The following is a 26,903-nucleotide window of genomic DNA, read 5'->3' as shown; positions in this document are numbered from 1 at the left end:
AATTAGTGATGTTAATTTAAGCGGAATATACAATTAAAACATTTATTAATGCAACCGATTGCGTAAAAATTTAAATATCCTTTTGCTTAGCTAATAATAGCATAAATTAAGAAATAGGTTTGGTTGAAGCCCTAGCAATAACTTCGGTGTTCAATACAGATACTTCAGATAATAGTTTGTCTAAATCTTTTAAACTATGATCTAAAATACGTTTAGCAGAAATTTTACCCATTTTTAGCGCTGGATGAGACATGGTGGATAGTGCGGGTTCGACAATACTAGAAATAGGGTCATCGTTAAAACCAATTATGGCTAATTCTTCAGGAATAGAAACGCCCATTTTTTTGGCACATATAATAGCACTTACGGCAGCGGTGTCGTTCGCAGAAAAAATTCCATCAGGTGGATTTTTCATTTCTAAAAGCTTTTTTGTAACCTTTTTGCCTTCTTCAAAACTTAACGTTTTAAAAGGTATAATAAGTTCTTTTTCTATTGGTAGATTATATTCTTTTAAAGCATCTATATATCCTTTTTTACGTTCCTCATACACATTTCTGTGTTGTGATCCGGCAAAATGAGCAATTCTTTTACAGCCTCCTTCAATAAGGTGTTTTGTAGCTTTATAACCTGCACTGTAGTTATCTATAACAACTTTATACGAGTTAAATACTTTAGGAACCCTATCAACAAAAACAATTGGAATACCCTGATCAACAAATTGTTGAAAATGAGCAAAATCTGTTGTTTCCATTGCAAGTGAAACAATTAAGCCACTTATTCTGCTATCGTACAATGTATGCGCATTATTAACCTCGTTTTTATAATCATCGTAGGATTGTGATATTAAAACATTATATCCGGCTTTTCTGGCGGCTTCTTCAATACCGCTAATGAGAGTGGAAACAAAAGGTCTATTAATGTGTGGAATAAGAATTCCTATGGTTTTACTTTTATTATTACGCAGACCAGCTGCTAAATTGTTAGGTCTGTAACCAACTCTTTCAGCAGTTTGTTTGACCAATTTTATGGTCTTTTTACTTATACTTTTATGGTTGTTTAAAGCTCGAGAAATTGTAGAAGGCGAATAATTTAGCTCTTTTGCAAGATCGTAGATGGTAACTTCTTTTTTTATTTCCATTGAGAAAGATTAAGATTTCGTTTTATTGAAATCCAACAAATAGTTAAGAATCTAAGGTACTTAAAAGTATTTGGTTAAAGTGTTAGCGGATAAGTTTTCAAACTAAAATAAAAGGCTTTTTACTTGCTACTTTTTGGCGAGGAAAATCTGTAGAAGAGGGGAAAGAGTAATAGATAAATTCCTACAACTTATCGAGTAAAGTTTCGAGGCATTGGAAAATGAAAAATATTTGCAAAGCAAATTATCATTGTTATAGCGCTCACTGAAATAAAATGAAACGATTTTAAATTTATTTAAAAAAGAATCGTTTTAAAATGAGATGAAATTTATAGGCAGAAAATGGCAACCCTATACTTTTAAATACAAAGCAAGTTTTAAAGTATTAGTTGTGCTAAATTTTCTAAAAAGAGACTTGTTTACCTAACTCTTAATGACATAACTTAACCTAAACCTAGAAACAAAATTACTTAATGAAAATGTAGCTTTGGCATACGTTTATAAACCAGATTTTCAGAAACAGTGGACTAATCTCTACCTGCAAAGTAATTCTTTTTCTACACTACAATCTAAGTCTTTTATTTTAACCTGGTATGCTAATTATAGTGAAGAATTTAAACCTATAGTTAGTTTTTCTTTACTAGGTAATAAGATTGTTGGGTTACTTTTTCTAGCTCAACATAGAACTAAAAAACATATAATTCATGCTGGAGCTAATGAAGCTGAATATCATGGTTGGTTAGCTGTTCCAGAATTTTCTAGTAAAGCAATTTTTGCATACCACAGCGCGGAACTCGACTATAAAATTACGCCACAAGATATAATTGTAGATGTATTTAAAGCGGGTGATACCGTACAATATGTGCATGAACCTAAATTTTTAGGATGGAAAAAAGTAGGCGTTAAAAATATTCGTGTTCATGAGGTTAGGGGTAACCAAAACACCATGTTCTTACGGCCAAATGTTGAAGATTTTGGGCGCAAGCTGCAATACCAATTAGATAATTATGATGCAATTACTGATTAATGAGATTACGCCTAATTGGAAACCTTTTCAAAAGTCACTTATACCGTTGCAAGGCGAAAAGCCGTGCGTGCATATTTTTATGTTGCCGCTTACAGATTTGGTAAATGATACAGCCTATTTAACGTCGTTATTATCAACAGAAGAACAAGCAAGAGCAAAGCGTTATATCCGTGTTGAGGATAGTAAACGCTTTATTATTTGTAGGGCAATATTAAAACTACTGCTATCTCAAATAACAAATAGACCAATCAAGGATATAGTTATTCAAAAAACAGCCAATCACAAACCTTATGTAGCGGCCACTGATTTTAAGTTTAATGTTACACATACCACTACTTACGGTTTAATTGCAATTAGTAAAAGCGAAGTGGGTATTGATGTTGAATTTATTGATGAATCGTATGATTATCAATCGGTTTTAAACCGAGTTTTTAAAGGTGAAGATTTAAACGAAATACAAGAAAGCAGCACACCGCTTTCTACTTTTTTTAAATTTTGGACACGTAAGGAAGCTATTGTAAAAGCAACGGGTAAGGGTATAGATGATAGTATGGTAACTATACCCGTGAAAAACGGCAACCATAGAACAGACAATATATTTATCTCTGAACAGATTAAAAAACTTTGTGTAAATTCTTTTAAGGTGGGTAACAATCATGTAGGTTCAATGGCTTACGCAAGTTTTAGAGGTAAAGAACCAACAATTTCTGAAAGTATAATTAATGATTTAACTGTGCTGAAGGTAGACTAGATTTTATCTTCTAAATCTTTAAAAAAATATATTAGAAGTAGTATTAATTAGTAGTCAATCAAAGCATTATAGTAATAAAATCAAGAGTAAAATATAACTGATTAAGTGTGTGTAGTGGAGGTTTGAACATAAGGCAATTCTTTTAGGTTATTCCATAATTCTTTAGGATTATTTGTGTGTTCTTCTAAATTCATAATAATACTACCACTGTCTTTTTTGCTTGTCCATACCAAGTCTTCAAAATCATCTGGTTTTTTAATCTGCTCCCAAGCCTGAAAATTTTCACTAATCTTTAGTATGGCGATTGTGGGGTATGCTATCCCTTTAATATCTTGGAGTGGTTCATTTTTAAGTAACCCTACATAGCTAAGTTTGGCTTGCGAGAAGTTACAGTTAATCAATTTGTTTTCAAACCTTAACTCAAATCTTCCTTTGAATATACAGTCTTTAAAAATAGGATTCCAATTACCACCAATTTGTTTTTTATGCGCCCATATCAAACAATTTTCGAACGTACAATTGTTAGTCATTACAAAAGTATACTTAGCAGCGCAGCGAATTTTTATTTCGCAATTGATAAAGTGACATTCACTAAACGAACCAACAAATTCCTTTGCTTCTATTTCAACAATTTTATTTATAATTTTTTCGCTATGCCTCTTCTGAATAGGAAAGCCGTGAGCCATACTGTTAGGAGAAAGTGTTTCTCTTTTTCCATGTAGACTTTTGGTGTTAGAATTAAAATTCTTTCCTTTTCCAAAAATTTTATTCAGGATAGTCATCTGTATTTAGTTAAACATTATATATAGTAAAAAAAGCGGTTAAGCCAAACCACCAAAGTTATTGTAAAGCCATCTGAAATAAATAGGCGGTTCCTTCAAAATCAACCTATTGTTTATCTTCAATTAATTCTTGAAGTACTTTCAAAGCATTCTGATTTTCTGGATTTAACTCAAGTGATTTTTTATAATTTTTAATACCATTTTCTATATCACCCATCCGCACTAGGCATTCGCCGTAACTATCGTAAGTGTTCCAAGATTTAGGGTATAATTCTATATTAAGTTCAAATATTTTTAAAGCATCTTTCGGCTGTTTTAGTGTGTTTAAGTAATAATACCCTAAAGAATTTAAATAGCTTTCTGAAATATTGTAGTCTGGGTTTTCGCTATCTTGTTCTTTAATCACGGCAATAATTTCGTCAACAGTTTTTCCTGTGTTGACCAGTTTGTCTAAAGTTTTATAGTCTCCTGTAACTGTTTCAATATCTTTATATGGGTTACCCAATTCTTTATTAATCAGCAAAAAGAGACTATTTGCGTCTTCTTGTAAAGATTTTAAATTTCTAAAAGTATCTAGTTCCCCTAGATTTTTAGCAAAGTATGATGACACTATAATTAGGGCTATTTCTGAATAATTATCTTCTATTTTTAAATCTTCATAAAGTTGCTTTGGAACTTTACTTGTACCAGTTAATGGTATTATATTAGGATTGTACCCTAAGGCAGTTGCTCTACTTATTTCCTTTAAGAAATTATCATAATTATCATAACTAGCCTTATAAGCTCTGTCTTGGTCATTCTTTAGTTCAATAAGTTTGTTTCTAATAGCTGTAGGTATCAATTTTATATCACCAGTGGCTTGCAAGGTTTCTACAGTATTAGTGTTAAAGTTTGTGTATGCGGTTGTGGTGTACTCAAGTATTTCGGAACTTAAAATAATCTCTTCTGGACTGTTTTGAGTTGGGAGTTTTTCTATGAACTCATTATATGTAGCTAAGTAATTTGATTCTAAATTAATTAAAACGTAATGCATGCTATTGTAATCTTTAGCCAAGTCTGTTATAATTTGATGGTAATAATTTTCCAAAATAGTATTGGTCTTTCTTTTTTCATTCCAATTATTTATTTGAAGTGCAATCAAAATTCCAATAACTACTAGAATAATTTCTCCTAAAGCATATTTAAAGTACGTTCCTGTCTTGCCTTCTGAAAGTAGTTTGCTTCTAATCTTTCTAAAGAATTTTATCATTGATTGTTGGTTGGTTTTAAAGATGAACTATGGTCTGGTATAAGCTTATTGGCGAATTGCCTACACTTATTGTTTAGAAAACAAGATACCTAAATTAAAGTAATAGCGGTTTAAATTAACACTCAAACCGCTATTGCTTTTATACCTTTTTGGTAATAGTTATTTTGTTAAACTATTTACTTTTTCTAATGCTCTATCCTTGGTTTTCAATGCTATAGTCATTGATTGCAATAATTTGTCCTTCTCCTTGTTGTTCGAAGAATCTATGAAATTCAGTGTTTGTTATTTCAGTCGCTGGTTGGAGTATATTTTTACAACTGAATGTTATGCTAATTAGTAAGCACAATAATATATTTTACCATAAAATTATTTTCTTTCTGGTAGTATTATATGTAGTTTTTCTTTGTTGTTACTGTGTGTTTATACCAGTTCCAAGCTGTGTGAACAATAAAAAATAATGTACCTATTTCAATAACGCTAAAAAATATATAGTGCAAACTATTTGTTCCTATTGATAAACTACCTATTTGTATAATTAGCATTAAAAACCCTATGCTTATGTTGGTAATGCTATTAATTTTATCTACCATAAGTACCGAAAGAATAATCATTAACATTGGTATTTCCATAATAAAGGAGAAGTACAATAAGAATGATTCTGTAAATTCAATATCATCAACTTCACCAGATAATAATGCATTCAAAAAATTTGAATTGTATAGAGAAAAAACATCACAAAAGATGTAGTTAACTGTTAAAAACACCCAAAGTATAGATAATAGATATTTAGTGTTTTTCATTTTCTAAAAATTAAACTTGTTGGATACAAATTTACATGGGAAGAAACGTGTATAACGTTCACTTAAGTTAACAAAACCGGTTATTTTATTTTCTTAACTAGCATTCTAGCTTTTATTCTGCTTAAAGATTGTGGTTTTATTCCTAAAAAACTTGCTAGTTGATGTTGCGGAATACGTTGAACTAGGTCAGGTCTATTTTCTAGTAAATTTTTATATCGTTGTTCAGGTGAAGATATTTTGAATTTATCTAAATCAATTTGATTTTTCGTTAGGAGTTTTTCGGACAGTATTCTGCATAAAGATTCAAATTTTGGAAATTTTTGAAATATTTCAGCTTCCATTTCAGGATTTGAAATTAAAATAATTGAATCTTCTATACAGTTTAAATAATACTCAGAAGGCTTATTGTTTAGTACACAATGTGGGGTAACACCCTCTAATTCTGTATAAAAAGCTGTTGATTTTTCTTCCCCATTTATGATATAATAAGAGCGAATACAACCTTTTATAACAAAATAGCCTTTATGAGATATTTCTCCTTGTTTTAAAAGAACCTCTCCTTTTTTTATTGAATGAAAAATGTTTAACGATTCAATTGCATTTTTTTCATCCTCATTTAATTCAATATGCTCTGATATGTATTCGATTAATAGGTTTTTCATTCTTTTTTTAGATGAGGAAAATATTCGCTGTAACTAAAGATAATTTATTACAAGAATTTTGTTTAAAAAATTAGTTGTAATAAGGAATTAGTTTTGTTGTTGGTACTTTATTTAAATACGTTGCCCAAATGTCAATAGATTGGTGTCAGGGTCAAGCACAGAAAATTCTTTTTGACCCCAGGGTTTTATTTCTAGTGGTCCATTTGGGTGAATACTTGTTTTAGTATTCAACAGCATTTGGTATAAATCTTCAATATTGTCTGTTCTAATATAAACTTGTCCATAATTAGTTTTTGGGTCAAGCTCTTTAAATTCAAAAAAGTGAATTTCTATCTTATCTTTTTGCACCATTAAATACCCATCATAATCGCCAATTTGTTTAAATCCCAACTTATTTAAATAAAACTCTCTTGTAACTTCTTTGTTGCGCATTGGCAATTTTGGATTAATATCAGTTAGCATCATTTCATTTTTAACATTTATTATTTCTTTCTTTTTTGTCTTCAATTTAAACTTTGCTACGCGTCAATTATTAATAGCAATATTTATTTTAAGAATTTAGTTGCAATGAATTATAGGCTATCTTACAAATGGTTTTAATTAAATTTCTATATATGCTGATTTTCCACCAGATAAATCATCATTCAACCAATTCCAGTCAAATTCCAATTTAAGTTTCCCATTTTGTAAATAGTGAAAAATAGTTTCGTTAGAGGATAATCCACTTTTATTTTCAATTGTCACAAATTTTTTATTGTTCAGGTTCAATACACTTTTTAGTTTTTTAGTTTGTTCATTATCCTTCTGATTATTCTGTAATTTCTTGATTTGTCAGGGAGAAAAGAAAAGGGCTTTTTTTCAATTAGAATATCAATTTTATTATTGTTATGTGTAAAAATTAATGCGGTGTTAAGTTGTCCTTTTAGAAAGTTAAAGGTTATCAGATATTCCATTCTGGTATCCGTTTTATCAATCAATTTTTGCTTGTAGGGTATTATGTTTTCCAAGTTCTCTAGCTTTTTCCACTTACTCTTATCATAATCGATACTGGTTTTGTGCCGAGATTCTAAATAATCTTTGGGTTCAATATCATTAAAATAATCGTAATCAAACACATTTGAAAGTGTAGTAATTATTGAAGCAACGATTACTATTAAGAACAAGAAAACTGGGTCGAAATTTTTTTTAAAAATCCAATTAAAAAGAACTACTAAAATGATATAACAGGGAACAAAGAATAATGACTTTGTAAATATTTTTTTAAACTTCATCCTTTATTCTTTCTAATAAATTCTACTGGTTCAGATTGCAGATTCATTGTAAAGTCTGCCATTTCTCCATTTTCATTCATCTTAAAGTTTACTGCGAATTCAGGGTTAAAAATATCTGAGATATCTTGTAATGGTTTCATTACAAAGATGTTATAATGTAAATGCTCCAAAAAGAACTTGTATGTGGGAAAGTTGGCATAGAGGTTATCATCCTCTAAAACTATTTTCACCTTTCCATATCCTTTATGCTCATATTCTCCAACAAATGATGCTAATGATTTTGATGGTGGTTTTTCTTTATTTAATGATTTCTTTATCTCACTTGATTGATAAATATCTTGAACAACAACCGGATAATCACTCGCACTTTTTTTATTTAACATTCTATTTTGAATAGCATCAGCAATAATGTAAGGCAGTATAGAATCATCTTGATTGGTCAAAATTGTAATGCCAAACTTTTTAAAGGGATAGATTACTACAAGCGTAGTAAAACCAGATGTATTACCACCATGTTGAACTCTATATTCACCATTTCTAGCTTCCACTCTCCAGCCTAAACCGTAACCCTGAAAATAGAGATTAGGTTCATCATCACCTTCTCTAGAATTGTGAAACTTTCGTGCATTTTTTATAAAGTTTTCTGGTATAACCTGTGTGTTTTCAAACTTACCTTCATTTAACCAAGCTAACATCCAATGGGCAAGGTCTTTTGATGTACTTCTAATTCCACCAGCTGGTTTGTAATCATAATATTCTTCAAAATTTACTTTCTTGATTTTGTTCTGAAACAAGCCGTAACCCCACGAAAAATTGCCTGTGTTCTTAGCCTGCCCTAGAGAAGTAAAAGAATGGTTCATCTTTAAAGGTGAGAATATGTTACGTTGAATGTTTTCTTCCCAACTCTTATTCGTAATTTCTTCTATAACTGTACCCGCAATAGTATATGCCATATTGCTATAGATAGTACTTTCTTTGACTTTACCTTCAGGTTTAATATATTTTAGTTTTTCCATTATTTTAAGCCGATTATTTTCAGGAAAAAGAACCAATGTTCCGTTAAGTTGCCCTATTCCGCTTTTATGAGAAAGCAAATCTGAAATACTAATTGAGGTATTCATTTCGGCAGTATTAAATTGAAGATTTGGTATATGAGTGGTAGGTCTATCTGTGAGTAAAAGTTTGTTTTCTGCTTCTAACATTCCGACCAAAGTTGCAGTAAATGCTTTTGAGCAAGAGGCAATAGGAAATACTGTATTTTCTGTAATTGGTTTTTTATTTTCCAGGTCTCTGTATCCAAATCCTTTATTAAAAAGTATTTCCTCATTCTCTACTATAGCAATTGATAAACCAACAGCTTTATATGCTTCCATCCACTTTTCTATTTCTTTTTCTATACCGTTTAAACGATTGTCGTCAGATTGTCCGAATAAGGAGAGGAAGGTTGTTAGAAATAATATGGTTAGAATACTTTTTTTCATAAAAAATTGATTTGAAAGGTTTGGTCAAAATTACTGGTAACGGTTCAACTATGATTTAGTTATGGAATTTCACGCAGTCAACATTCCGCCCATAATCGAACCTTAGCTTAAAAATAAGGATTTTCAATCTCGTGCTGAGCTTGTAGAATCACGAAAATTCAAGCTACAATTAATTATAAACCCTGTTGGCAATGTGATATTATTCGCAGCTCATAATCATATATCTCAGTGAACCAATTCGAATTTTATCTCCAATTTCAATATTAACCACAATCCAATGCGTCTATTTCAATCGTTTTTATTAAGTAGACATAGTATTAAAATAAGACTAACCTTTATTTCATAGTTTCTATTACCACATCATCGTGTTAAACATATTCTATTTTTTTTTGAGAATATTTGCTGAATACCAAGAATAGCATTCCACATAACAACCATGCCGGCAGTGTTACAAATGATAGAAATACATCAAATTGAATGGATATAAAATAAAATAGACCAAAACTTATCGCCCAAGCGAACAGGACCGATTTATTAAATTGTAAGTTTACTTTTTCAGCATAATCGGTTATAATACCGGATTGTTTATGAAAGAAATGTTCAAAAACTATTATGGCTCCAATAGGTGCCAATATAAAGCCATACAATGCTACAAAGTCCAATAGTTTCATGGCAAAGGCAGGAAATAATCCAGCAATTGTAGCTATTGATCCAGCTAAAATAGTTACCCAAAAAGTCGAAGTTTTAGGCATAATGGCCTGAAAAGCTAATCCAGCCCTGTAAATAGTAGGATTAGCGGTAGTCCAACCTGCCAATACAACAGCAATAATTCCAAATACGCCAATAGCATTGTAAGCTAGGGGACCGGGTGCTACGGTTGGTGCTTCACCTTGTTGGAGCAAAGCTTGAGCTTCTGGTGACTGAACATAAACGGCATACAACAAAGCAGCCGCTATCCATGCCATGTAGTGACCAACATACATACCTGCAGCGGTGGCCCACCCAGAACTTGCTTTTTTTGCAAAACGAAAAACAGAAAGATCAGACATGCCTATGTGCATGGCTGCGTTGGCAAACCAAGACCAAAAGAAAACATGCCAAAATGTATATTTAATTTGCCCTGGAAACGGCTCACTGCCTTCTCCCCAGATATTCCAAAAGTCTGAAAAACTTCCGACTCCTAATTGTTGTAACGCTATGATACCACAAACTAAAAATGCCAATACAATAAAAGGAGACATCCAATTGGCAGCTTTGGAAACCATATCGTAGCCTTTAGAAGCAATCAAAGAAATCACTGCGCCGATAATTAATACAATGATAATCCAAGTAGCACCATTAGGCATGGTATCTGTCAGTTTGGGCATTTCCATATCAAACGGAATACCTACAGCAGTAGCTGATACTGTAATCATCGCTCCAGCTAAGAAACAAAACAACACACCATTTGCTAAATTATAGGCAACGACCAACTTTGTCCCACATATTTTTTCTAACTGATAGTAAAGTGTCAACCTTCTTTTAACCGCAATTTCTGAGGTTAGAAAACGCCATGATAACACTGCCATTAAATTACCGAGCAGAAGGCCAATGATTAGGTCGAAGGCACTTACACCGGTAGTCAAAAATAATGGGCCAATTACAAATTCGGTTCCAGCGGCATGTTCACCTGCGTACATCCCTAAAAAGCTTTTCCAACTCTTCAGTTTGGATTGTGGTACTGGCGTTCTTTCAAATTCACCGCCAGCAATATCCTCTATTTCTTCTTCAATGTTAAACTGACTCATATTTTAAATGTTGGTTGGTTACTATTTTATCAAGTGGTTAGGTAGATTTTCTACCCGCTCACAGCAGAGTTGATCCATTACTTGTTTAAACTGTGTTTTCAACATACTAATAGTATGGTTACCTCCTTTGTTGCCCAATGCTCCCGCTCCATACATAAAAGAACGCCCCATAAAAGTGAACTTGGCACCACTAGCCAATACTCTGGCAATATCTGGTCCAGAACGTAAACCACTATCCAACATTATTTCTATTTGGTCGCTGTAAGTTGCTGCTATATCTTGTAATGTTCCGATAGTTGATTGGGCAGCATCCAATTGTCTACCACCATGGTTGGAGAGAATTATACCATCAAACCCCATTTTTATAGCATCTTTGGTATCTTGTTCAGAAGCGACACCTTTTAAGACCAATTTCCCTTTCCATTTATCGCGTATGGGTTTTATTTTTTCCGCGTTCAGCCTACCTGAAAATGTTTTGTCCATAAAAGCCCCTAATTGTTTTAGGTTCAATCCTTCAGGCGTATAGGGTTTTAAATTTTCAAAAGTGGGTTGACCATACTTTAAAGTGTTGTAAGCCCATATGGGTTTTCCTAAAATTTGAAGAATGTTGGTCAAAGTCATTTTTGGTGGTAATGCTAGTCCGTTTTTAAAATCCCTTGGTCGAAACCCAAAAGTTGGTACATCACAAAGTAATACTAAAACAGGGCAGCCTGCCGCTTGTGCACGATTAATTATATCATCCCTAATGGTATCATCAACTGGGTTGTATAGTTGAAACCAAGCCTTACCTTCGGTTAATTCACTCGCCTTTTCAATATCGATAGTGGTAACTGTGCTTAATATAAAAGGGATATTGTGGTTAAAAGCTGCTTTTGCCAGAATTGTGGGAGAATTTGGCCACATTAAACCTTGAAGCCCAACAGGTGCAATACCGAAAGGTGCATCAAACTCCATCCCCATAATCTTGGTCTTGATAGTGCTGGTTCCATAATTTTGAAGGTAGCGAGGTTCTAATTGTACTTTTCTTATATCTGATGTATTCCTGGCCAAACTGACATCCTCGTTACAACCGCCATCCAAATACTCAAATTCAAATTTGGGCATCCTTGATTTTGCTTTTGTCCTTAAATCTTCAACTGAAGGATAATTCGAATCAAAACTCATCTCTATAACTACTGTTTATTTTTAAATGAACGGAACATGTTTTTTTAAACTATAATTTTTCTTCAGGAACTTAGAATTTAACTTGTTATCCGCTATCGCAATGGCTGCTCCCAATGCTGAACCTAAAGAAGAATCCGTTGTATGTAATTCCATATCTTTTAAATAGTGTGACAATAATTTTATGTAAGTATCATTATCACTAAAACCACCGTCCACATATAGTTTTTTAATGTTATTATCGCCCTTGGCCATTTCAATATTTTGAACTTGAAGTTGCACTAATTCTATCATTAAATGGTGATAGGCTTCTTCAAATGTGTTATAAGGTATTTCAGCTGAATTTATCTGGTTGTTGTTTTGAAGACTTTTCCAGGTAAAAATAGGTTTAAGATTATTAGCAATTTTTAGATAAATTTCTGGGTCGAATTTTATGGTTTTGTGATAATCTTCGGAAACTTTAAAGTGTTCAGATAATCGTTGCACTTGGAGGCTGTATTCGTTGCCTAGAAATAATCTAGTAGATTTTACGGGTTTACCGTTAATGCGCATGTAATTGATACAATCCTGTTTTACTTCTTCTTCCGATAAGGGGCGGGTTTCAAAAGGGTTTAGTGAAATACTCCAAGTACCCGTAGATACTAAAATGAATTTCCTTTTAGAACTACGAACATAAGGCAATAGTGCAGCTGAGCTATCATGGATTCCCACACCTATTTTTATGCGTTTGCCATTATAATTCATATTCATGCTCGTTTCAGTGGAAACAATAGCTGGAAATAAAGTGTTCAGCTTTTCTTTGTAAACCCAAGAATGATAATCCTTTTTGCTATAATCCCATATAGCTGTGTGGCAGCCAATACTGGTATATTCGCTAATGGGTACACCCGTGAAAATATAGCTAATATATTGGGGTAGATGTAGGGAATACCTTATCTTTTTAAATATTTCCGGTTTGGTATATTTTAGCCAATAAAGTTGCATGCCCGAATTCAACATACCGGAATTGGTAGATCCAGTTGCAGCTGCAAATTCATCTTCTGGACCATATTTTGAAAAGAAATCTTCAATAATATCTTTCGACAATGGTTTTGTATAATTGTATAAGGGAGTCAGTACTTCACCGTTTTCATCCAAATGCACCAAACTGGCACCGTAGGTAGAAAAATTAATGGCCGTAATAGTGTAAGTACCTTCTTTTAGGATTCGATTGAAAACTTCCTTCAGCCATTTTTGTAAAGCTTCAAGATTTTCGGTAGGATGACCATCTTCGTCTTCTATCGGTTCAATGGAAGTATATTCTCTATACACCTCTTGAAAATCAGCATCGAACAAGAAAAATTTCTTGTTAGTCTTCCCAATATCGAATATGGCGGTTACGTTCTCCATTGATTTTATAGGCCTGATGCTATGGAGTCAGTTCCCCTTTCTTGGATTAAATTCTCCCTAACTTTAAGATTTCTATAGGTAGAAATTGGTGAAATAGCACCACCTTTTTCCAATCTAGCTTTAGCCAATAAAGGTCTAACATCTGTTCTATATGCAGATTGAATAATTTCTTGGCAAAGCGTAACATCTTGTGCAGCCTGAGCTTCTTTTAATTTTTTCTGATTAATGAGCATAGCTTTTGCATAAGCTTCTTGAATAGCCTCTAAGGATTGAATCAAGTCTTCTAAAGGGTCTTTAATATTGTGGCTGGCATCTATCATCCAGGCCGGATATGGATTTTGAGGATTATGCTGCATACCTTGAACCAACTCATTGAAAATTAAAAAGAGGGCATACGGTTTAATACTGCCAACCGTAAGGTCATCGTCACCATATTTGCTATCATTAAAATGAAAACCTCCTAATTTACCCTTCATCATTAAGGTAGCAACTATTTGCTCAATATTGGTGTTGGGTAAATGGTGCCCCAAATCTACCAAAGTATATGCCCTATCTCCACAGGCGGTAGCCAACATAAACGAGGTGCCCCAATCCTGTATTACCGTACTGTAAAAGTTAGGTTCGTATGGTTTATATTCTATAAATAAGCTCCAATCTTTGGGCATGGACTTATATATTTTCTTTAAACTGTCTTCTGTATTTTGTAATGCCGATTGAAAATTAGTTTGCCCTGGAAAATTAGCCCCGTCAGATAGCCAAACGGTAAGGCTCTTGGAGCCTAGTTTTTCGCCAATCTTTATGACATCGATATTATGTTGTATGGCCTGTTCACGCGAGGCTGTACTGATATTGCTTAAAGATCCATGCTTATAGCTTTCCCTTGCATTTTTTTGGTCTTGAAAGGTGTTGGAATTTACAGCATCAAAAACCAAATTATGTTGTGAAGCCTTTTCCTTAATAGCATTGTAATCAGTAGGAATATCCCAAGGAATGTGAAGTGATATAGCACCTGCCGTTTGGGTTAGAGCGTGAATAATTCCTACATCATCAATTTTTTGTTCTAAGGTTGCGGGTTCGCCATCGAAAGAAAACCTGCCGAAACGAGTACCCCCGGCACCTAATGCCCAACTAGGTATGGCAACTTGAAATTCGGCTAGCTTTTTTACAACTTCATCAACGTCAATACCCGATTTAGTTAGTTGATTGGCAAGAAAATCGAATTTCTCGTTTTGAGCTTCCGCTAAATTAATATTGTCTGCCGCAATGGCGGAATTTTCTAATATCATGTTGTCAATTTTCTGAGCAGAATAAACACAGGTAATTAAAGCTGTGGAAACCCGTTCAATACCTCAATCAAATTAACTATTCTATTTATCTTACAAAAGCATTAGCCATACCACCGTCGACGTTAATGATGTTTCCTGTGGATTTATTTAAAATGCCTACGAGGGCAAATACACCATTGGCAATATCTGTAGGATAAATGATTTCGTTTAAAAGGTTTCTTTTGGCGTAATGTGCTGGTAGTTCTTCCACACTAATGCCATAGGCCTTTGCACGACCTTCTGCCCATTCGCCTTCCCATATTTTACTCCCAACTATAACGCCATCGGGGTTTACCACATTTACCCGAATCTTATCAGAAGCAAGTTCGGCCGCTAATAATCTAGACATGTGTTGTTGTGCCGCTTTTGCAGTACCGTAACCTACATTGTTTGGGCCAGAAACCAATCCGTTTTTACTGGCTATGTTAATGAAATCACCACCAAGACCTTGTTGCCTCATTATGGTAACGCCTTGCTTTGCAAGATCAAACTGCCCTTTTACCAATACGTTTTGTAAAATATCCCAATCTTTATCGGTGGTTTCTGTCAATGGTTTGGAAATGGCCAATCCGGCACTATGAACTACAATATCAACTCCGCCAAACTCTAAACAGGCATTTTTATAGGCTTCCGCTATGGATTCACTTTTGGTGACATCGCAAACCGCATAACTTGCGGTGTCCCTGGCATAGGTTTCAACCGCCTCTTTTAATCTATCTTCGGCAATATCGGTTAACACAATATTAGCTCCTTCTTCGGCCAACTTATCTGCAATGGCCTTGCCAATTCCTCCACCAGCACCAGTCACAAATGCTACGCGTCTTGACAATGGTTTTTCTTTTGGCATGCGTTGTAATTTTGCTTCTTCCAACAACCAATATTCAATATCAAAGGCTTCTTGTCTTGGAAGTGAGGTGTATGATGAAATGGCTTCTGCACCCCGCATTACATTGATTGCGTTAATGTAGAATTCACTTGCTACGCGTGTAGTTTGCTTGTTTTTTGCAAAACTGAACATGCCCACACCTGGATATATAATTATGACCGGATTAGGGTCTCGCATGGCCGGACTATTATCCTTTTTGCAAGTTTCATAATACTCCTTATATTCTTGGCGGTATTTTTCAAAAGCCGGATTTAGCTTGTCTAAAACATTTTCCGTTTGTGTTAAGTCTTCATTAGTATCCAATTGTAGTACTAAGGGTTGAATTTTAGTACGTAAGAAGTGATCTGGACATGAGGTGCCCATAGGTGCTAAACGATCTAAATCATTACTGTTGATGTATTCCAATACAACATCGGCATCAGTAAAATGACCAATCATTCTAGCTTCAGACGAGCAAAGACCTCGTAATAATGGCATTAATTGTGCAGCTTTTTCTTTTCGCTCATCAGCAGGAAGGGAGGTTACCTTTTGTCCTCCAAAAACATTTCTCTTTTCCTTTATTTTTTTGGCAATGTATTCGGAAGCCATCTCAATAACTTCCAAGCTATTTAAATAACTTTCGTAAGAAGTGTCTCCCCAAGTAAATAAACCATGACTACCTAAAACAATGCCTCGAATTCCTGGATTTTCATTTAAACATTTTTCTAATTGTAGGCCTAGGTCAAAACCAGGTCTTTGCCAGGGCACCCAGCCCATAGTGTCTCCCCAAATTTCTTTGGTCACCTGCTCACTGTCTTTTGCCGCAGCAACAGCAATTAAGGCATCTGGGTGTAAATGGTCTATGTGCTTAAATGGTAAAAGACCATGTAAAGGTGTATCAATTGATGGTGCACGGCTATCCAAATCATAAATACAATGATTAAATAAGCCTACCATACGATCTTCATCTTCTAAACCGCTATACACATTTTTAAGGTTTCGCAATCTTTCTGTGTAGAGACCTGCAATTCCAGCTCTGTTTAATGTGCCAATATCCCCACCAGAACCTTTAATCCACATCACCTCAACTTCCTCATTGGTCAATGGGTCTTTTTCTATGGTTTTACAACTGGTATTGCCACCACCGTAATTGGTAATTCTTAAATCTGCACCTAAAATATTAGAACGGTATAGAAATAGGGCAACTTGATCATCGCCTAAAGCGGCTGCCTTTTCATTGTCCCAGAGGTAATCTACGTGATTGAACTTTTTTGCTTCCATTTTGTTGTTCTAAAAATATGATTCAAAACTATGTATTCATTAATTCAAAAGTATTCTGTACAGTTCTGTTCTTACTTCTAAAATCTACCTTGCAAGCAATTCAAAGAGAGTTCCGCTGAATCACATAAAAAGGGTTTTCTTTTTGCTGTTTTTGTTTGTTTACAATTTGTTTAGCTGCTTCTCTTCCTAATTGTTCAAAGTCGGTAGATATTACGGTAATACCATCCAACAGGATTTCCTTTAAAGGAGTATCATTATAGGAAATGATGCCCACGTCCTTGCCAAGAATATATGTAGTTTCTTTTATCTTTTTGATGAGGGTTACAAGGTCATTTTCCATTAAATTAATATAGGCAGTGTCCTTTTCAATAATCTCGTTTTCAATTTCCTCTACAATTTTAAAATCGTAGGCAAACTGACCACAGAATTTTAAAAACCCTTTTTTTATTTCAACAGGATGATAGGTTTTCTTACGTAGTAATAATTTTATCTGTTTGTATTTTTTTAATTGTGGATTTAGTTCGGCAAGCGCCTCATAAATATTCTTTTCAAAATCTTGATAAATACATCCAACTTTTGGCCCCAAAAGTTCTACACGTTTATCAAGAATAATAAGTTTTTCTATGGGAATTTCTTTCTCAATAAAATTGATAAGGTCATCACCGCCTTCCTCAATGTGACAAATAATTGCGTAATGTGAATACTCCCTAGATTTACTTTGTTCAATTAGGTTTTTAAAGTGCCGGTAGTTATTATCATAAATAAAAAAGTCAATAGTGGCATTATCTCCTAATTCCTTGGCAAAGGCATCATAGATTATTTTTTTGTGTGCGCTGAGTTTATTGAAAAGTAAAAAGACTTTTGCTTTTAAAACCAAATCATCCTTTTTTATGTAGTAACCTTTTCCAGGGACAGATTCTACATATTTCAGTTTTTTTAAATAATCATAAGCTCTAACAATAGTATCCCTAGAAATGTCGAATTCAATTAAGAGCTCATTAACAGAAGGGAGTTTATCATTTTTCTTAATATCTCCATTTTCAATGGCTGCAAAGAGTGAATTTATGATTTGCTTATACTTGGGAACCTTTGAATCTTCTATTATTTGAATAAGATGCAGCATAAATTGCAAAACGTTTTTTCTAAGATAGTAAATTAAAAAAGTCGCATTTTCTTACCTAAAGCATTATCAACATAACTGTACGTAACAGTTTTTAATGAATAAAAAAATATATTGTACCTATCAACTTCTGGGGTAAAAACCCTAAATATTTATTGTTTTTAAATTAAATGAGAACATGCTAAATAGAACTTTCAAACTAGCCATTATAATATTTTTTACAATTTGTTACTGCATTGCGCAAACTCCTACGCAGGAGCTTACTGCAGAATATATGCAAACTCCTTTAGGTATTGATGTGGAAACTCCGCGCTTTAGCTGGCAGATGAAAACGGATTCCAATGCCCATGGACAACAACAAACAGCATATCAGATAAAAGTGAGTTCTGAAAGGGGAGATTTGGTCTGGGACAGTGGAAAAGTGAACAGCGAGGTCTCTCTTGCAATTCCTTACCAAGGTGAAAAATTACAATCTAGAACAAAGTACACTTGGGAGCTTTATGTTTGGGATGAAAAAAATAAAAAATCCGAGAATTCTTCTTGGTTTGAAACGGGACTAATGGATTCTAATTCAAGTTCAGAGCAATGGAACAGTGCGAAATGGATTGGTGGAAGTAAAGAAGATATGGTGTTATATTCTCATTATTTGTCGGTCTTTAAATTAGAATATGCACTTCAGCTAGATGCCAAGTCGAAAAGTAACCAAGCATCCTTTCTATTTGGTGGGAATGATACCCGTTTAATGGATAAGGACATGAATATTCAAGGGGTAAAGGTTGGAAAAGATGAAAGCTATATACGTTTTGAATTAGATGTTGCCGCTGTAGATGGCTCGGAAAGTGGTTTGGCTAAATTTAATATTTACAGGGTGGGATACGCCCCAGAGGATAGTAATGAAAAACCATTTAAGAGCTATGGAATACCCTTGGGTTTGATAAATGCTAAGAACAAAAATGAAAAACATACTTTTTACATAGAATGTAATTTTGGAATTTTTAGGGTCTATCTCAACGGTAAGGATGAAAATAATGAACTTACTAAAAACCCCAATGCAGATGATAATCCAAGGGCCCCTAAGGGTATCAATCTCAATCCTGTAGGTTCTGGAAATAATTATATCAGTTTTCCAATGGTTGCTGATATTGGCTTTTATGTAGGTGCTGGTCAAAAAGCCAGTTTTTCAAAAATTAATATTAGAAACTTCAGGGCTCCTTCTATTTCTCTTTTTTCAGATGGTTTTGAAAAAGAGTCTGATTATAATGGGTTGTTTGCAGAACACATTAATGTAAATTCGAATTTAAACCTAAAAAATGGTTCTCTGTATATAGCTGGGGGAGCAGAAGGCACATTGGTACTGGCAAATCCGAGTAAAAATGCTGCACCAATGTTGAGAACGGAATTTAGTGCTTCCCATGAAAAAGTTACCAAAGCTAGATTGTATGTTACGGCTAGAGGTATTTATGAAATGTACCTAAATGGTAAAAGGGTAGGTGATGATTATTTTACCCCTGGGCTTACGCAGTATAATAAAACACACATGTATAAAACCTATGACGTAACGGATCTTATTGAAAGTGAAAATGCTTTGGGAGCATGGTTGAGTGAAGGTTGGTGGAGTGGAAATATTACCTATAGTGGAGAAAATTGGAATTTCTTTGGGGATAGACAATCCTTATTGGCACAACTGGTTGTCACATATAGTGATGGAACAGAGAAGGTAATTACCACCAATAATACCGATTGGAAATTATATACGGATGGACCCATACTATATGGCAGTTTTTTTCAAGGTGAAGCTTATGACGCCAATAGGGAAGCTAATATTAAAGGCTGGACGACCATCGATTTTGACGACACAGACTGGAAGTTCGCAGTTCAGGTACCATTAGAAGGCACTACGTACGAGTCAGATGCATTAAGCTATGAAAATATGGAGTTAATAGGGCAAATAGGGGAGAGCCCTTCTATTGTAAAAGAATTAACCCCGGTAAGGGTCGATGAGGTTAGACCAGATGTTTTTGTGTATGACCTAAATCAAAATATGGTTGGTTTTCCCGAAATAAAATTACCTCCAGGGAAAGCTGGTGATACCATAACCATGAGATATGCCGAAGTAAAGTATCCAGATTTAAGAGAGTATGATCCCAATGTGGGCATGGTGATGTTGGAAAATATTCGCGCAGCATTGACCCAAGATATCTATATAAGAAAAGGTGGTGAAGAAACCATTCGTCCACGTTTCACTTTCCACGGTTTCCGCTATTTAGAAATTACTGGAATAGACGAACCATTACCTTTAGGTGATGTGAAAGGATTGGTGGTAAGTTCAATCAAAAATTTGGCATCCAGCTATGAAACTTCCAACGTATTAGTGAATAAACTATGGGAAAATATTACTTGGTCTTTGAGAAGTAACTTTTTATCCATTCCCACAGATACGCCTGCCCGAAATGAACGTATGGGTTGGAGCGGGGATATTAATGTCTTTTCGGAAGCATCCACTTATCTTGCTGATGTAGACCCATTTTTAAGCAGGCATATGTTGGCAATGAGGGATATTCAAAGAGAAGATGGTAGGTTCACAGATGTTGCTCCTGTAGGTGGCGGTTTTGGTGGAACCTTATGGGGAAGTGCCGGTATCATTGTCGCATGGGAGGTCTATCAACAATATGGTGATAAGGCATTGCTCGAGGAACATTATGATGCTATGAAAAGATATGTAACTTTTCTTAGTTCAAAAATAGACCCAGAGACTGGCATAATCAATGAAGGGCCCTTAGGGGATTGGTTAAGCCCAGAGGGATTCAAAAATGAGGACACCGCATTTTGGACAGCATATCATTTAAAAGATTTAGAAATTTTGGCAAAAACGGCAATCTTGTTAGATAAGGGCTCTGATGCTGAAGTATTTCAAAAACAATATGAGGAGCGAAAAAGATTCTTTAATAAGACTTATGTGGATGCCTCTACTGGAAAATCGTTGCACTTGGGGAACCAAAGTTTGCGCTTTGGACCACCACTGCCAGAGGACAAACAAAAAAAAGCTGGAGACTTTGTAGATACACAAGCGTCATATGCCATTCCATTGAATATGGGTGTTTTAAACAAAGAGAACAAAGAAAAGGCTGTTTCTAATTTGGTGGCTACTATACAAAGGCCAAATGAAGATGAACTTGGCGTTATGCGCCCTAAGTATTCGCTTATGACAGGCTTTATAGGAACGGCATCCCTTAATCATGCCTTATCTGATAATGGAAAAAGTGAAACCGCATATCGCTTGTTGCAGCAAACTTCATATCCCTCTTGGTTGTATTCTGTGAAAAATGGGGCCACTACTATTTGGGAACGTTTAAATTCATATACAGTTGAAAATGGTTTTAGTGGTAACAATAGTATGAACTCATTTAATCATTACTCCTTTGGAGCCGTAGCCGCATGGATGTACAATTATTCCCTTGGAATTCAAAGAGATGAGAAAAACCCAGGCTTTAAGCATTTTGTTTTACAGCCTAAGCCAGACCCTACAAAAGAAATGAAGTTTGCAAAAGGGTATTACGATAGTATGTATGGTCGTATTAAAAGTGAATGGATGTGGCAAGATGATGGTTGGAAATACAAAACCACAGTGCCTGCCAATACTAGTGCAACTTTATATCTAGAAGCTAATTCAGTAAAAAATATTACCGTTAATGGTAGAAAATTAAAAAAGGCAAAGGAGATACATTTTGTGGTGGACACTAAAGATAAAAGTCTTAAGATAGAATTGAATTCGGGTACTTATACTTTCGAAATAAAATTGTAAATATTTTATACTTAAAAGGTACTCCTTAATTGAGTCGTAAATTCTTGTTCCGGATGAACCTATTTCCGGATTACCAGTCTTTTCCTGAAATACTGCAGTTTAAAGTGCAAGTCTTCAAACCAATACGCACAGTGGCAAAAGGTGGAAGCATTCTTCCTAAAGGTCGAGAAGCAGCTAAGAATAAACCGAAAGGTTCTAAAGTATTATAATAAATCAGGTTATACCACCATACGAAATTCAGAGTTAATACAACAAGGGTTCAACCCTCAATTCCATACTCATTACTGGGAAACAAAAAAAGGCCTCACATTTCTGTGAAGCCTTGATTTTACTAGTAGCGGGGACTGGACTCGAACCAGCGACCTTCGGGTTATGAGCCCGACGAGCTACCTACTGCTCTACCCCGCGATATATATTTTAAAGTTGCTTTGCGGTTGCAACTAATCTTCAAACTTTCATGTTTTTTTAAGAAACGTAAATGGTTTACTCAGCAAAACAGGACGGCAAATATACAACGCATTTTACGATACACCAAATTTACACTAGCAACTATTTAAAAGTTTTTTATTTCGCTTTAAAAGAATTGCTTCGAGCCGCTAGATTTTGAATGGTTTCACTATCAGCTGTGTAATACAATCCACGCCAAAAGTTCTGTCCTTGGCCATTGTATTTCCAAGCTAATTCGCCACTTGCAGTAACTTCCCAATAACCATAATCGCCTTCGCATATAAGTGTATTGCCATTTGGTAACCGTACAGCCCCACTTACTCTACCAAAATAGAGGTCTTCATCAGTAAAATCAAAAAGTAACGAAGGTTCGACACCTATTGTTGTCGTACTTGTTAACTCTGGTAATAAAAATTCCATTGCTCTAGACTGTTCAATAGCATTATTATTATTGTAAATGAGCAAGCTTAAAGCATCATTAGTTTCTATAAAACTTGGGTGGTGATTAAAGTTTAAGGTGCTGCTCGCATTGTTGTCACCATACACTTTTTGGTTACCAAAACGGTAGAGTAGACGACCTCCTTTATTAAACTGTCCGCCAGTATCCGTTGCTGCTTCGCTAGTTGTAGTACTATGGTCTATGAGCCAAACCTCACTGTAAAAATTAGCACTTAGCGCAATAATATCTTTTTCTGGGTAATAGGCTATACCGTTAAAGTGTATTAAATCTCCCAATTCCACAAATTGGTGCACTCCGTTATTGGCGTATAGAATATTTATTTTTTCTTTCTCTATCTCAGGGTCACCAAAACTAGCAAGGGTGTTATTATGGTCTTGTACTATATGGTCCCAACTTTTCCATTCCCATACAACAGCATTTGTATCAGGATTTAGTTCAATAACTTTTTCAACAAAAACATCATCTGTATTGTTTAAGCCAACGGCTACGGCTTCTTCGTTAGAAATACGGTACCACACTAAAACCAATAAATTACCATTAGGCATTTGCGTAAAATCATGATGCGCAATTTCATCTTCAGTAATTATAGTATACTCCCATAGCACATTACCTTGAGGGTCTATTTCTCGTAATATTCCACTTTGACCTCCAAAATTTACCGGACTGGTATCGCCTTTAAAAAGTCCTATTAAATTGCCTTCTGGAGTTAATTCTGCATCTTGCCCTAAAGAAAGTTCAAAAGTCCATTCATGCACAACGGCACCTAAATGGTCCATTAAAAAACAAGTTTTACCTCCGTTTTCAATAGCGAAAATATAGCCTGAAGTATCTATTAAATTTTCATTGATAAAGGCAATTTTTTCATCAGGTTCTTCGGCAATTTCATCAAGAGCAAAATTGGCAACTATGGTCATATCATCTTCAACAGTTACTGATAGTTTAGCAAGGGTGCCAGAAACATCACCAGACCAATTTTCAAAAACATAGCCTTGGTTAGGAGTCGCCGTTAAATTAAGTAGGGTTCCAGATGCATATTCGCCTGTAGAAGCATTAGTTGTTCCACCTTCGCTACTAGAAATGGTTACCATAAACAAGGTAGGCGCTTCTGAATCATCATTTTCGCATGATATAAAAAGGAGGGATGCGACCATTACCATGGCCCATGCAAAATTCTTCTTCATGAGTTAGTTTTTGTTTAAAAATATTAATTCTAAGGAATTTAGGCTGTTAAAATATAAAATGTATTTTATTATGTATTCTTTTCTGGGGTTTTGTGCTCACTAGCTAAATGTGCAAAATGTGTAACTTCACGCCCTATGGAAAAATTAAATAGCTTTTTAGCTGAAGCCATTTCTGGAACAGAATGGCCCATGTTTATTCTTTTAATAGGAGGCGGATTACTATTAGTTTTAACTTCAAAATTTTTGCCCTACCGTTATTTTGGTCATGCCATAGCAATTACTTCAGGTAAGTATGATGACAAAAATGCAAAAGGTGATGTTAGTTCGTTACAAGCTTTGTCAGCTGCAGTGGCGGCTACCGTAGGTTTAGGTAATATTTCTGGTGTTGCCATTGCTATACATGATGGTGGTCCGGGTGTGGTATTTTGGATTTGGATGACCGCTTTAATAGGTATGTGTATTAAGTTTTATTCGGGAAGTTTGGCTATTATGTTTAGGTCAACCGACTCTGAAGGAAAACTACAAGGTGGCCCTATGTTTTACATTACCCAAGGGCTTGGTAAAAAATACAAACCCTTGGCTATTTTCTTTTGTATTGCGGGTATGTTTGGCTTTTTAGGCGTATTTACCGCAAACCAGTTTACAGAGACTTTTATGAGTGTGATAACACCTGAGCAATCTATTGTTGCCTTAGGGGGCACTGTAGATGATCCCGTGTTTAATTGGAAACTTTTAATAGGATTTTTATTAGCTATTGCCAGTTCGTTTGTGATTTTTGGCGGACTACAAAAGATTGCCAAAGTAGCTACTACCTTAGTGCCGTTTATGGTGATTGTATATTTATTAGCAGTGATTTTTGTAATGATTGCGAACGCTTCTCAAGTGCTACCTTCATTAAAACTAATTTTTACAGAGGCTTGGAATTTTAATTCACTTGTAAATGGTGGGTTTTGGGGGCTTGTAATTATAGGGGTTAGAAGAGCTATGTTCTCTAATGAAGCGGGTTTGGGTTCTGCACCTATGTATCATGGCCAGTCTAAAAATGATGAACCCATAAGAGAAGGTTTAGTAGCTATGCTGGGGCCATTTATCGATACTATTTTAGTATGCACCTTTACTGCAGTAGTGCTGATTTTAAGTGGTGCGTATTTAGAAGAAGGTAGTGGAATTGTAATGACCCTAAATGCCTTTAATAGTTCTTTAGGTGATTGGGGAGGTGTGTTATTGATGGTCATCGTTGCAGCTTTTGCCATGTCAACGCTCTTTACCTATTCGTATTACGGCGTAAAATGCCTATCGTTTTTAACGAATCCTAAAATAGGAAGACTTTACAATTGGTATTTTGTAATTATGATTGTTTTTGCAGCAGTAGCCTCTTTAGATTTAGTCAAGAATTTAATTGACTTGTCCTATGCCTTAATGGTGATACCTAACATGATAGCCATTTTGTTATTGGCACCAAAAGTGAATAAAGAGGCAAAGAAATATTTTCAGAAGCTAAAAAGTGAGCACAGATAATTTTGAACACGAGTTTTTTGGTATTGGCATACAAAATGGTAAAACACCAGAAAATTTAGGGGTCTTATGGCGTACAGCGCAAAACTTAGGGGCTAGTTTTATTTTTACTATTGGTAATAGATATGCCAAACAATCTAGTGATACCCACCATGCTGTTAAAGCCATGCCGTATTTTCATTACAAAACCTTTGATGAGTTTTATAACAACTTACCAAAAGGTGCCATGTTGGTTGGTGTAGAAAAAACAGATGATGCTATAGATTTAGAGAGCTTTCATCATCCAAGAAGATGTGTGTATTTATTAGGTGCTGAAGACCATGGGTTAACAAACAGAGCTTGCGAAAAATCACATCGTTTGGTTCAATTTAAATCAATTAAAAGTCTTAATGTTGCGGTAGCGGGAAGCATTGTGATGTACGATAGAAATCTGCCAAAACCGCGAATGACGTAAAAAGAGATAAGATGAGTGAACATAAATCAGGTTTTGTAAATATTATAGGTAACCCCAATGTGGGTAAGTCTACCTTAATGAATGCTTTTGTGGGTGAGAAACTTTCCATAATTACTTCAAAGGCTCAAACCACAAGACATCGTATTTTTGGTATTGTAAATGGTGATGATTTTCAAGTAGTTTTTTCAGATACTCCAGGAATTATAAAACCAGCGTACCAGTTACAAAATTCTATGATGGATTTTGTGAAATCGGCATTTGAAGATGCCGATGTATTGCTTTACATGGTAGAAATTGGTGAAAAGGGTTTAAAAGATGAAGCCTTTTTTAAAAAAATTCAGAATAGCAAAATTCCGGTTTTACTATTATTAAATAAAATAGACACTTCTGAGCAACAGGTTTTAGAAGAGCAAGTACAATACTGGCAAGAATTGTTGCCAAGAGCGGAAATTCATCCTATATCGGCCTTAACTAATTTTAATGTTAAGGAAGTTTTTAATCGAATTTTAGAATTACTTCCCGTAGGTCCACCTTACTATCCTAAAGACCAATTAACAGACAAACCAGAACGTTTTTTTGTGAATGAAACTATTAGAGAAAAAATTCTATTGCATTACAAAAAAGAAATTCCATATTCGGTAGAAGTGGAGACTGAAGAGTTTGTAGAAGATGATAAAATTATTAGAATTCGTTCTGTAATAATGGTGGAGCGCGATTCTCAAAAAGGAATCATTATTGGCCATAAAGGCGCTGCTTTAAAAAAAGTAGGTGTCGAAGCCAGAAAAGATTTAGAAACCTTTTTTGATAAACAAGTACATATAGAGTTGTATGTAAAAGTGAATAAAAACTGGCGTTCTAGTGATAGGCAATTAAAACGATTTGGTTATCAATAGCACATAAAAAAAGGACGGCGATTGCCGTCCTTTTTACTAACTAACTAACTCAAATAATGAAATCT

General features: G+C 34.7%; 23 protein-coding genes and 1 tRNA gene. 7 read left to right on the top strand and 17 right to left on the bottom strand.

What is annotated here, in order from left to right:
* Window positions 1-106 precede the first annotated feature (106 nt).
* Window positions 107-1,138, bottom strand: coding sequence for a LacI family DNA-binding transcriptional regulator (locus H5V42_RS03985; RefSeq protein WP_185781838.1), 1,032 nt, complete (start codon window positions 1,136-1,138; stop codon window positions 107-109).
* A 484-nt stretch (window positions 1,139-1,622) separates the two neighbouring features.
* On the opposite strand from H5V42_RS03985, the gene H5V42_RS03980 reads away from it, so the two are divergent.
* Both H5V42_RS03980 and H5V42_RS03975 read left to right on the top strand, forming a co-directional pair.
* Window positions 1,623-2,162: a hypothetical protein gene (locus tag H5V42_RS03980; protein WP_185781837.1), complete on the top strand. Its 540-nt coding sequence runs from the start codon at window positions 1,623-1,625 to the stop codon at window positions 2,160-2,162.
* Window positions 2,143-2,913: a 4'-phosphopantetheinyl transferase family protein gene (locus H5V42_RS03975; RefSeq protein WP_185781836.1), complete on the top strand. Its 771-nt coding sequence runs from the start codon at window positions 2,143-2,145 to the stop codon at window positions 2,911-2,913. The genes H5V42_RS03980 and H5V42_RS03975 overlap by 20 nt, the downstream gene beginning before the upstream one ends.
* Window positions 2,914-3,014: 101 nt before the next feature.
* Here H5V42_RS03975 and H5V42_RS03970 read toward each other — a convergent pair whose 3' ends face one another.
* The 14 genes from H5V42_RS03970 to H5V42_RS03905 all read right to left on the bottom strand — a co-directional run bounded on the left by H5V42_RS03970 (window position 3,015) and on the right by H5V42_RS03905 (window position 18,089).
* On the bottom strand, window positions 3,015-3,695 hold the full coding sequence (locus tag H5V42_RS03970; protein WP_185781835.1) for a hypothetical protein: 681 nt from the start codon (window positions 3,693-3,695) through the stop codon (window positions 3,015-3,017).
* 106 nt (window positions 3,696-3,801) lie between these two features.
* Complete coding sequence (locus H5V42_RS03965) at window positions 3,802-4,944, bottom strand: DUF6090 family protein (RefSeq protein ID WP_185781834.1); 1,143 nt, start codon at window positions 4,942-4,944, stop codon at window positions 3,802-3,804.
* 386 nt (window positions 4,945-5,330) lie between these two features.
* Window positions 5,331-5,744, bottom strand: coding sequence for a DUF6326 family protein (locus H5V42_RS03960; RefSeq protein WP_185781833.1), 414 nt, complete (start codon window positions 5,742-5,744; stop codon window positions 5,331-5,333).
* 80 nt (window positions 5,745-5,824) lie between these two features.
* Window positions 5,825-6,406, bottom strand: coding sequence for a Crp/Fnr family transcriptional regulator (locus H5V42_RS03955; RefSeq protein WP_185781832.1), 582 nt, complete (start codon window positions 6,404-6,406; stop codon window positions 5,825-5,827).
* 111 nt (window positions 6,407-6,517) lie between these two features.
* Complete coding sequence (locus H5V42_RS03950) at window positions 6,518-6,868, bottom strand: bleomycin resistance protein (protein ID WP_185782257.1); 351 nt, start codon at window positions 6,866-6,868, stop codon at window positions 6,518-6,520.
* Between the two features lie 138 nt (window positions 6,869-7,006).
* Window positions 7,007-7,174, bottom strand: coding sequence for a hypothetical protein (locus H5V42_RS03945; protein ID WP_185781831.1), 168 nt, complete (start codon window positions 7,172-7,174; stop codon window positions 7,007-7,009).
* An 8-nt stretch (window positions 7,175-7,182) separates the two neighbouring features.
* Entirely contained in the window at window positions 7,183-7,677 is a 495-nt protein-coding gene (locus H5V42_RS03940) for a hypothetical protein (protein WP_185781830.1), read from the bottom strand.
* Window positions 7,674-9,158, bottom strand: a complete 1,485-nt coding sequence (locus H5V42_RS03935; protein ID WP_185781829.1) for a serine hydrolase — start codon at window positions 9,156-9,158, stop codon at window positions 7,674-7,676. Before H5V42_RS03935 ends, H5V42_RS03940 begins: the two co-directional genes overlap by 4 nt.
* Window positions 9,159-9,526: 368 nt before the next feature.
* Complete coding sequence (locus tag H5V42_RS03930; protein WP_185781828.1) at window positions 9,527-10,945, bottom strand: purine-cytosine permease family protein; 1,419 nt, start codon at window positions 10,943-10,945, stop codon at window positions 9,527-9,529.
* A 21-nt stretch (window positions 10,946-10,966) separates the two neighbouring features.
* Entirely contained in the window at window positions 10,967-12,115 is a 1,149-nt protein-coding gene (locus H5V42_RS03925) for an alpha-hydroxy acid oxidase (protein ID WP_185782256.1), read from the bottom strand.
* 15 nt (window positions 12,116-12,130) lie between these two features.
* A complete protein-coding gene (locus H5V42_RS03920; RefSeq protein ID WP_185781827.1) occupies window positions 12,131-13,495 on the bottom strand; it encodes an FGGY-family carbohydrate kinase in 1,365 nt (454 codons plus the stop codon).
* A gap of 5 nt (window positions 13,496-13,500) precedes the next feature.
* Complete coding sequence (locus H5V42_RS03915) at window positions 13,501-14,781, bottom strand: sugar isomerase (protein WP_185781826.1); 1,281 nt, start codon at window positions 14,779-14,781, stop codon at window positions 13,501-13,503.
* Between the two features lie 85 nt (window positions 14,782-14,866).
* Entirely contained in the window at window positions 14,867-16,966 is a 2,100-nt protein-coding gene (locus H5V42_RS03910; protein ID WP_185781825.1) for a bifunctional aldolase/short-chain dehydrogenase, read from the bottom strand.
* A gap of 100 nt (window positions 16,967-17,066) precedes the next feature.
* Window positions 17,067-18,089, bottom strand: coding sequence for a GntR family transcriptional regulator (locus tag H5V42_RS03905; protein ID WP_185781824.1), 1,023 nt, complete (start codon window positions 18,087-18,089; stop codon window positions 17,067-17,069).
* Between the two features lie 175 nt (window positions 18,090-18,264).
* Here H5V42_RS03905 and H5V42_RS03900 point away from each other — a divergent pair, with 175 nt between their 5' ends.
* The gene (locus H5V42_RS03900; protein ID WP_185781823.1) at window positions 18,265-21,888 is read left to right on the top strand and encodes an alpha-L-rhamnosidase; all 3,624 of its coding nucleotides are present in this window, start codon (window positions 18,265-18,267) and stop codon (window positions 21,886-21,888) included.
* Window positions 21,889-21,941: 53 nt separating this feature from the next.
* Window positions 21,942-22,097 carry a hypothetical protein gene (locus H5V42_RS03895; RefSeq protein WP_185781822.1) on the top strand — a complete coding sequence of 52 codons (156 nt, stop codon included), beginning with the start codon at window positions 21,942-21,944 and terminating at the stop codon, window positions 22,095-22,097.
* A 126-nt stretch (window positions 22,098-22,223) separates the two neighbouring features.
* Here the strand turns inward: H5V42_RS03895 and H5V42_RS03890 are convergent.
* A tRNA-Met gene (locus tag H5V42_RS03890) sits at window positions 22,224-22,296 on the bottom strand.
* Between the two features lie 156 nt (window positions 22,297-22,452).
* Window positions 22,453-23,976, bottom strand: a complete 1,524-nt coding sequence (locus H5V42_RS03885; RefSeq protein ID WP_185781821.1) for an InlB B-repeat-containing protein — start codon at window positions 23,974-23,976, stop codon at window positions 22,453-22,455.
* 135 nt (window positions 23,977-24,111) lie between these two features.
* Here H5V42_RS03885 and H5V42_RS03880 point away from each other — a divergent pair, with 135 nt between their 5' ends.
* The 3 genes from H5V42_RS03880 to era are packed head-to-tail and all read left to right on the top strand — an operon-like array spanning window position 24,112 to window position 26,838.
* Window positions 24,112-25,494, top strand: a complete 1,383-nt coding sequence (locus H5V42_RS03880; RefSeq protein WP_185781820.1) for an alanine/glycine:cation symporter family protein — start codon at window positions 24,112-24,114, stop codon at window positions 25,492-25,494.
* A complete protein-coding gene (locus H5V42_RS03875) occupies window positions 25,481-25,945 on the top strand; it encodes an RNA methyltransferase (RefSeq protein WP_185781819.1) in 465 nt (154 codons plus the stop codon). Before H5V42_RS03880 ends, H5V42_RS03875 begins: the two co-directional genes overlap by 14 nt.
* Before the next feature lie 11 nt (window positions 25,946-25,956).
* Window positions 25,957-26,838, top strand: a complete 882-nt coding sequence (era, locus tag H5V42_RS03870) for a GTPase Era (protein WP_185781818.1) — start codon at window positions 25,957-25,959, stop codon at window positions 26,836-26,838.
* Window positions 26,839-26,903 lie beyond the last annotated feature (65 nt).

Origin of the sequence: Croceivirga lutea (assembly GCF_014235875.1) — a bacterium.
In the GTDB taxonomy this organism is placed as follows: domain Bacteria; phylum Bacteroidota; class Bacteroidia; order Flavobacteriales; family Flavobacteriaceae; genus Croceivirga; species Croceivirga lutea.
Note: the sequence above shows the minus strand (reverse complement) of the source record. Positions and strands in the feature narration are given on the sequence as shown.